This is a genomic window from Roseateles sp. P5_E11 (genome assembly GCF_054049355.1).
Map to the genome: position 1 here is coordinate 1 of NZ_JBFUMO010000262.1, position 7,722 is coordinate 7,722.

The window sequence follows — 7,722 nt, forward strand, 5'->3', positions numbered from 1 at the left end:
GCACTTCCCGACCTTGAAGAAGGACCTGCTGGCCGCCGCGCTGAAGAACTTCTACGACGTGCGCAACCTGCCCGGCCTGAAGAAGAAGCCCAGCACATCGGAGCTGATCGACTGGCTCAAGCTGCTGCTGGCCGAAGACATCCCGGTGGACGCGCTGCAGGCCAAGGACGAGAAGGTCAGCATCCCGCCGCTGGTGGGGGCGCTCCTGAAGAACGAGCAGGATCTGACGCTGTTCGAGAAGCTCGTCTTCATGCAGCGCAATAACAGATGATGCAGCCCCCACGCGTGCTTACGCCCGCTGCCCCCCGAGGGGGCGCCCAGCGGCTCCGGACGGCCGAGCGCCGCTGATGGCTCAAGACTTCGACCGCGCAATGCGCGAAGGGCTGGCGGATGCCGTCGGCTTCGTTCTGGGCGCCCTGGCCGGCTGGTGGCTGGGCCGGCAGTTCGGCATCGACTTCATCGCCAGCACCGACTGGAATGCGCAGCAACTCATCGGCCTGCTGCTCATCGTCGCCGGCTGCGGCGGCGGCCGCTTACTGGCGCGGCGGCTGATGCTGAAGGACAAGCCATGAAACCCGTCCTGCCCGTGACGCTGGCCGCCGGCCCCATCCACCTCGTGCCGCTGACGCTGGGCCATGTGCCCGGCCTGCAGGCCGCGGCCGCGGACGGCGAACTGTGGAACTTGCGCTTCACCAGCGTGCCTGCGCCCGACGAGGCCGTCACTTACGTCGAAGCGGCCCTGGCCGGGCAGGCCGCCGGCCACCGCCTGCCCTTCGCCGTGCTGGATGCGTCGACCGGCGAGGTGCTGGGGTCAACGAGCTACCACGACATCGTGCCGGCCATCGAGCGTGTCGAGATCGGCTACACCTGGTATGCCCAGCGTGTGCAGCGCAGCGCCGTCAACACGACCGCCAAGCTGCTGCTGTTGACCCACGCCTTCGAAACCCTGGGCGCCAAGCTCGTGGGCTGGCGCACCGACAACTTCAACCACGCCTCGCAGCGCGCCATCGAGCGCCTGGGCGCCAGGCGCGACGGCGTGATCCGCCACCATGCGCTGCGCCGCGACGGCACGGTGCGCGACACCGTCATGTACAGCCTGACCATGGGCGAATGGCCCGAGGTCAAGGCGCACCTGAACTGGCAACTGACTCGACAGCGAACATGAAAAGACAATCCAAGGCCTTTGACGTCGATGCACTCTGGGCCCTGGATCGCATCGGCGAACCCAGCCTCAGCCCCGATGGTGCCCAGGCCGCCGCCGGTGTCACGCGCTACTCGATGGAGGCCAACCGCGCGCAGAGCAGCCTGTGGTTGTTCTCGACGCTGGGCGGCGAGCCGCGCCGCCTCACCGAAGCGGGCGAGAAGGACGGCAACCCGCAATGGAGCCCGCGCGGCGACCTGATCGCCTTCACCGCCAAGCGCGAGCAGGCCGGCGTGAGAGACGAGGAGACGCAGCTTTATGTGATCCCGCCGGACGGCGGCGAGGCGCGCCGCGTCGGCCAAGTGCCCACGGGCGTCGAGTCCTTCAAGTGGTTCCCCGACGGCCGGCGCATCGCCTTCGTGTCCTGGGTCTGGCCCGATCTGAAGGGCGCAGCCCAGGCCGCGCGGCTGCGCGACTTCAAGAGCCGCAAGGAAAGCGCCTACGTCACCGACGAGGCCTTCTACCGCTTCTGGGACCACCACCTGCCGATGGACCGTGTGCCGCATCTGCATGTGATGGACGTCGAGACGGGCAAGGTGCGCGACCTGTTCGAGGGCACGGCCTGGGAGCTGAGCCGCGCCGAGCCGGATGTGAATTGCTTCGACGTGTCGCCCGATGGCCGGCGCATCGCCTTCGCGTTCGACCCCACCGCCGAGAAGAAGCTGGACGGCCGCTTTGCGCTGGCCGAGATCGACGTGAGAACGCGCCAGGGCCAGACGCTGCTGCAGGACGGCGACTGGGACTTCGCCGCGCCGCGCTACAGCCATGGCGGCGCTCACCTCGCCTTCCTGGCCAGCCACCAGGCCCTGGGCCACAACCATCCGAACCAGCTCGCCGTGCTGGACCAGCAGGGCCGCTGGGCCGTCTTCAGCGAGGATTGGGACCATGAGGTCAGCGCACCGCTGCGCTGGGCCGAGGACGACCAGGCGGTGTACTTCGCCGCCGAGGAGCGCGGCCGTCGCCACCTCTGGCAGTTCGCGCTGGGCGACCGCACCGCCGAACGGGTTTTCGAGGGAGGCCATGTCGGCAGCTTCGCGCTGTCGGCCGGCTTCCTGGTCATCAACCACGACGGCATGGCATTCCCGCCCCGGCTGTCGGTGCTGGGCGACGATGGCCTGCGCCGCATCGAGTCGCTGAACGACGAGCGCCTCGCGGCCCACAGCTTCGGCCGCCACGAGGAGGTCACGATCCAGGGTGCGCGCGGCGACGACGTGCAGATGTGGCTGACCTACCCGCCGGGCTTCGATCCGAAGAAGAAGTGGCCGGTCATGCACGTCATCCACGGCGGCCCGCACACTGCTTTCGGTGACAGCTGGCACTGGCGCTGGAACCATCAGGTGTTCGCCAGCCAGGGCTATGTCGTCGCCTGCGTGAATTACCACGGCTCATCCAGCTTCGGCCACGAGTTCCTGGACAGCATCACTGGCCACTGGGGCGAGTACGAGTTGCAGGATGTCGAGGCCGGCACTGACTGGCTGCTGAAGAAGTCATGGGTCGACCGCAAGCGCGTCGTCGCCGCTGGCGGCAGCTATGGCGGCTACATGGTGGCCTGGATGAACGGCCACGTGAAGGCCGGCCGCTATCAGGCCTACGTCTGCCACGCCGGCTGCTACGACTGGCAAGCCATGTATGCCGACGACGCCTACAGCTGGCATCGCAAGGAGCTGGGTGCGGCCTATTGGGATGATCCGGCCCGTGTCGCCGCCCAAAGCCCGCATGCCTTCGCCAAGCACTTCAAGACGCCGACCCTCGTCATGCACGGCCAGTTGGACTACCGCGTGCCCGATGCCCAGGGCCTGGCCTACTACAACACACTGAAATCGCTGGGAGTGCCTTCGAGGCTGGTCTGGTTCCCGGACGAGAACCACTGGGTGCTCAAACCGCGCAACAGCCGGCTCTGGTACGGCGAGTTCTTCAACTGGCTGGCCCGCTACACCGCCTAGGACAAGCCCGACGTCCAGCAGGCGGGCGAGACGGTGTCGGCTCTGCATAATCCGCAGAACTTCGATCCCGGCCCTGCTCCATGCTGTGCTCCATGCTGATCCAGTTCTGCTGCACGCTGCCTGCCTTGCATGAAGCGCCGCCGTCCGGTCGCCCGCAGCAATGAGCGAAGCGGCTGGCGGTCCACCCGGGCGCAAAACCCCAGAAGACCCGGTAGAGCCCACCATCGCCGTGGAGGTCCAGCTGACGCCGGGCCACACCCTGCCGTCCGGCACGCGCATCCACGACTACCGCATTGACCGGGTGCTGGGAGAAGGCGGTTTCGGCATCGTCTATCTCGCCACTGACGTCGCCCTGGAGCGGCAGGTCGCCATCAAGGAATACCTGCCCTCGTCGATGGCAGCACGCGCCGGCAATTCGCTGACAGTGCTGGTCAAGTCGCCCAACCATGCAGAGACCTTTGCGATCGGGCTGAGKAGTTTTGTCAACGAGGCCAAGCTGCTGGCCCGCTTCGACCACCCGGCGCTGCTCAAGGTGCATCAGTTCTGGGAGGGCAACGGCACCGCCTACATGGCCATGCCCTACTACCAGGGGCAGACGCTGAAGGAGGCGTTGGCCAGGCTCGGCCGGCCGTCGACCGAAACCGAGGTGCGCGCCTGGCTGATGCCGCTGCTGGATGCGCTGGAAGTGCTGCACAACGAGCACTGCTACCACCGCGACATCGCGCCGGACAACATCCTGCTCACCGACCACGGGCCGCTGCTGCTGGACTTCGGCGCCGCACGCCGCGTCATCGGCGATCTCACGCATGCGCTGACCGCCATGCTCAAGCCGGGCTTTGCGCCCATCGAGCAATACGGGGACATGCCTGGCGTCACCCAGGGCCCATGGACCGACATCTTCGCGCTGGCCAGCGTGCTCTACGCAGCCATCAGCGGCCGCCGCACGGTGGCTTCCGTCGAGCGGCTGCTCAACGACCAGCTGCAACCGCTGGCCACCGTGGCGGCGGGTCGCTGTGGCAACGCCTTCCTCGCGGCCGTCGACCGTGCGCTGGCCATCCACCCCAAGGACCGCCCGCAATCCATTGCCGAGTTCCGGACCCTGCTCACTGCCGGCGACACGCAGGTCATCGATCTGCTCGAGCTGCAGGCTTTGGGCCTCCCGACCGGCGACGAAACGGTGCTGTTGCCGGATTTCGACCCGACTCAGGTCGCATCGATCAGCCCGTTGCTCGCGCCGCGGGAGCCGACACGCCCCGAACCACCGCCGCCGCCCGCCGTGGCTCGCACGCCGCCGCCCCCGGTACTGCCCGCTCCACCCCCACCGACAGCTCCTCCAGCGTCCAGCGCCGTGCCTGCACAGGCGTCCGTGCCGGCCCCGCCGCGCCGCGCTCTCCTCCTGAGCGCGGCGGGCGTGGTGGGCCTGGCCGCGGCCGCCTGGGGCGGATATGCMTTGCTCTGGGCACCGGCGCCCGCCGAGCTGGCGCCRCCACCCGCGCCGGCGTCGGCCGCCGCTGCGGCTCCAGCTCCAGCGCCGATCGCTTCCAGCCCAGTCCAGGCTGCCTCGGCGGCCTCTGCACCGGACACGCCCGCCTCCACCGCCCCCGTGCCACCGGCTCCCGCGCCGGCACCCACAGCCTCGGCGCCGACGCCCATCGCCGTGGCGCCGGCGGCACCCAAGCCGCGCCCTGCCGTGACCGCTCCTGCGCCCTCCGAGGCGAAGGGCGCAAAGTGCAGTGATATTCTGCAAAAAGCCTCACTGGAACCGCTGACGGCGAGTGAGACCGCTTACCTGAAAAAGGAATGTCGATGAGTAGCGCTGGCCACACGAATCGCATCAATTTTTCAGTGCAACTGGGGCGTGCCGCGATGCTGGGCTGCATGGCCCTGCTGGCCGGCTGCCTGGAGACGGCGCCGAAACAGCCGACCGTCTCGACCAACGAGTTGTCCTTCAGCGAAGCCGTCGTCGTCGCCACCGATGGCCTGGTGGGCCAGACTCAGAAGCTGCCCGCCTTCCTGGCAAAGGTGGAGTCCAAGATTGCCAAGAAAAGCGTCGTCGTCGATCCCATGATCGACGCGACAAGCGGCCAGCAGACCCAGACCACGCAGTTGCTCGAACGCCGCATCGCCGAGCGTCTGGCAGCGCGCAAGGAAGGCAGCTTCGACCTGCTGCCCTTCAGGACCGAGAACCTGTCCAAGGTCCAGTATCTGCTGACCGGCACGCTGACGCGCCTGCTGGGGGTGCCGGGCAAGAAATCCTTGCAAATCAACCTGGCCCTGGTGGACATCAAGACGGGCCAGGTGATGGCCCAGGCCTCGGCGCTGGCCCGCGACGACGGCCTCAACCACACACCGCTGGCGATCTACCAGGACAGCCCGGTGCTGGTGAAGGACAAGGTGGTGGACGGCTACATCAGCACGGCGCTGACAGCGCCTGGCAGCTCGGCCAACAGCGTCTACATGGAACGCGTCGCGGTGGCCAGCGTCATCAACGAGGCCGGCTCCCTCTACAACGCCGAGCGCTACCCGGAATCGTTGACCAAGTACCAGGAGGCCCGCAATCAGACGGGCGGCGAGCAGCTGCGCACACTCAACGGCATCTACCTCAACAACGTCCGGCTCGGGCGCACCGCCGAGGCAGAGGCCGCCTTTGGCCAGATCGTGGCCTACGGGCTGCGCGCCAACAAGCTGGACGTGAAGTTCCTCTTCAACCCCGGCAGCACGGAGTTCTGGTCCGACCCCAAGGTCAGCGGCGCCTATCCGATGTGGCTGAGGCAGATCGCCAAKGAGGGCGCCGGCGCCCGCGTCTGCATGATCATCGTCGGCCACACCAGCCACACCGGCTCGGAGCAGACCAACGACGCGCTCTCGCTGCAACGCGCCACTTTCATCCAGCAGCGCCTGGCGGCCGAAGCCTCGCCCCTGGCCCAGCGCGTCAAGGCCAGCGGCATGGGCTGGCGCGAGAACCTGGTCGGCAGCGGCAGCGACAACGCGGTGGATGCCCTGGACCGGCGTGTCGAGTTCCGCGTGGTGCCCTGTAACTGATACCCCTCGTCCAGCCGCACCCCGCTGAACGCGGTGCGTCTGACCGGTCTTGCAGACCGCGAAGCCGGCAAAKCGGCTTCTCTTCGGCAGGCACGACAAGTCCACAGGACTTGTCGTGTCCGGCCTCAGCCCCCGAGGGGACGGCGATGCTTGCGGCATTGAGCCGCAAGCACATCGCCAGCGCGGGCCGGCTAGGGAGCGGCCCGGCGCTCGGCCCGAAAGACGGCATCCCTAACTCCGGCGAGACTCGCGCTGCATAATCGTTTTCGACCTGCAGTCCCCGAGTCCGCACCGATGCTGATCCAGTTCTTCTACACGCTGCGCGCCGCCAAGCTCAAGGTGACGGTGCCCGAGTACCTGACGCTGCTGGAAGCCCTGCAGGCCGGCGTCATCGGCGGCCCCGACAACGGCGGCGTGGCGAGCATCGACGACTTCTATCATCTGGCCCGCACGTCGCTGGTCAAGGACGAGACCCAGTTCGACAAGTTCGACCGCGCCTTCGCCGCCTACTTCAAGGGCGTGGAAATGCTGACCGACTTCACGGCCGAGGTGCCGCTGGAGTGGCTGCGCAAACAGCTTGAGATCGAACTCTCGCCCGAGCAGAAGGCAGCCATCGAGAAGATGGGCTGGAACGAGCTGATGGAGACGCTCAAGAAGCGCTTCGAGGAGCAGAAGGAGCGCCATGAAGGCGGCAACCGCTGGATCGGCACCGGCGGCACCAGCCCGTTCGGCAACAGCGGCTACAACCCGCAGGGCATCCGCATCGGCGGCTCGGGCGGCAACAAGAGCGCCGTCAAGGTCTGGGAGCAGCGCGCCTACCGCGACTACGACGACACGCTGGAACTCGGCACCCGCAACATCAAGGTGGCCCTGCGCCGCCTGCGCCGCTTTGCGCGCGAGGGGTCGGAGCTGGAGCTGGACCTGGACGGCACCATCCACGGCACCGCCGCCAATGCCGGCATGCTGGACATCCGCATGCAGCCCGAGCGCCACAACAAGGTCAAGGTGCTGTTGCTGATGGACGTCGGCGGCACGATGGACGAACACGTGAGCCGCGTGGAAGAACTCTTCAGCGCCGCCAAGACCGAGTTCAAACACCTGGAGTTCTATTACTTCCACAACTGCGTCTACGACTTCGTCTGGAAGAACAACCGGCGGCGCTTCGCCGAGAAGCTCAACACCTTCGACCTGATCCGCAAATACAACCGCGACTACAAGCTCATCTTCGTCGGCGACGCGACCATGAGCCCCTACGAGATCCTGCAGGCCGGCGGCAGCGTCGAATACAACAACGACGAGCCCGGCGCCGAATGGATCCAGCGGCTCACCCACGCCTTCCCCAAGTACGCGTGGATCAACCCCGAGCCGCAAGGCGTCTGGCAGTACCGGCAGAGCATCGCGCTGATCCAGCAGCTGATGCAGCAGCGCATCGTCCCGCTGACCCTTTCCGGACTCGAAGGCGCGATGCGGCTGCTCAGCAACTGAAGCGTCTCTTTGCACTGCTCGTCGCAGTGCTGCTGAATGCCTGTGCCACGC

Annotated in this window: 6 protein-coding genes and 1 pseudogene; all 7 read left to right on the top strand. The window is 67.3% G+C overall.

What is annotated here, in order from left to right; translation table 11 throughout:
* Window positions 1-271: pseudogene (locus ACXJKR_RS18400) on the top strand (AAA family ATPase); the annotation flags it as partial.
* A gap of 76 nt (window positions 272-347) precedes the next feature.
* Window positions 348-572: a hypothetical protein gene (locus ACXJKR_RS18405; protein WP_457324046.1), complete on the top strand. Its 225-nt coding sequence runs from the start codon at window positions 348-350 to the stop codon at window positions 570-572.
* On the top strand, window positions 569-1,165 hold the full coding sequence (locus tag ACXJKR_RS18410; protein WP_457324047.1) for a GNAT family N-acetyltransferase: 597 nt from the start codon (window positions 569-571) through the stop codon (window positions 1,163-1,165). Before ACXJKR_RS18405 ends, ACXJKR_RS18410 begins: the two co-directional genes overlap by 4 nt.
* A complete protein-coding gene (locus tag ACXJKR_RS18415; RefSeq protein ID WP_457324048.1) occupies window positions 1,162-3,144 on the top strand; it encodes a S9 family peptidase in 1,983 nt (660 codons plus the stop codon). The genes ACXJKR_RS18410 and ACXJKR_RS18415 overlap by 4 nt, the downstream gene beginning before the upstream one ends.
* Window positions 3,145-3,373: 229 nt before the next feature.
* Complete coding sequence (locus ACXJKR_RS18420; RefSeq protein ID WP_457324049.1) at window positions 3,374-4,954, top strand: serine/threonine protein kinase; 1,581 nt, start codon at window positions 3,374-3,376, stop codon at window positions 4,952-4,954.
* Window positions 4,951-6,186 (top strand): OmpA family protein, encoded by a 1,236-nt coding sequence (locus tag ACXJKR_RS18425; RefSeq protein ID WP_457324050.1) that lies wholly within the window; start codon window positions 4,951-4,953, stop codon window positions 6,184-6,186. The genes ACXJKR_RS18420 and ACXJKR_RS18425 overlap by 4 nt, the downstream gene beginning before the upstream one ends.
* Before the next feature lie 294 nt (window positions 6,187-6,480).
* A complete protein-coding gene (locus tag ACXJKR_RS18430; protein ID WP_457324051.1) occupies window positions 6,481-7,671 on the top strand; it encodes a vWA domain-containing protein in 1,191 nt (396 codons plus the stop codon).
* Window positions 7,672-7,722 lie beyond the last annotated feature (51 nt).

Bases quoted from the DNA above. Each gene is read 5' to 3' on its own strand.
- ACXJKR_RS18430 (WP_457324051.1), top strand. From the start codon at position 6,481: ATGCTGATCCAGTTCTTCTACACGCTGCGCGCCGCCAAGCTCAAGGTG.
- ACXJKR_RS18415 (WP_457324048.1), top strand. From the start codon at position 1,162: ATGAAAAGACAATCCAAGGCCTTTGACGTCGATGCACTCTGGGCCCTG.
- ACXJKR_RS18405 (WP_457324046.1), top strand. From the start codon at position 348: ATGGCTCAAGACTTCGACCGCGCAATGCGCGAAGGGCTGGCGGATGCC.
- ACXJKR_RS18410 (WP_457324047.1), top strand. From the start codon at position 569: ATGAAACCCGTCCTGCCCGTGACGCTGGCCGCCGGCCCCATCCACCTC.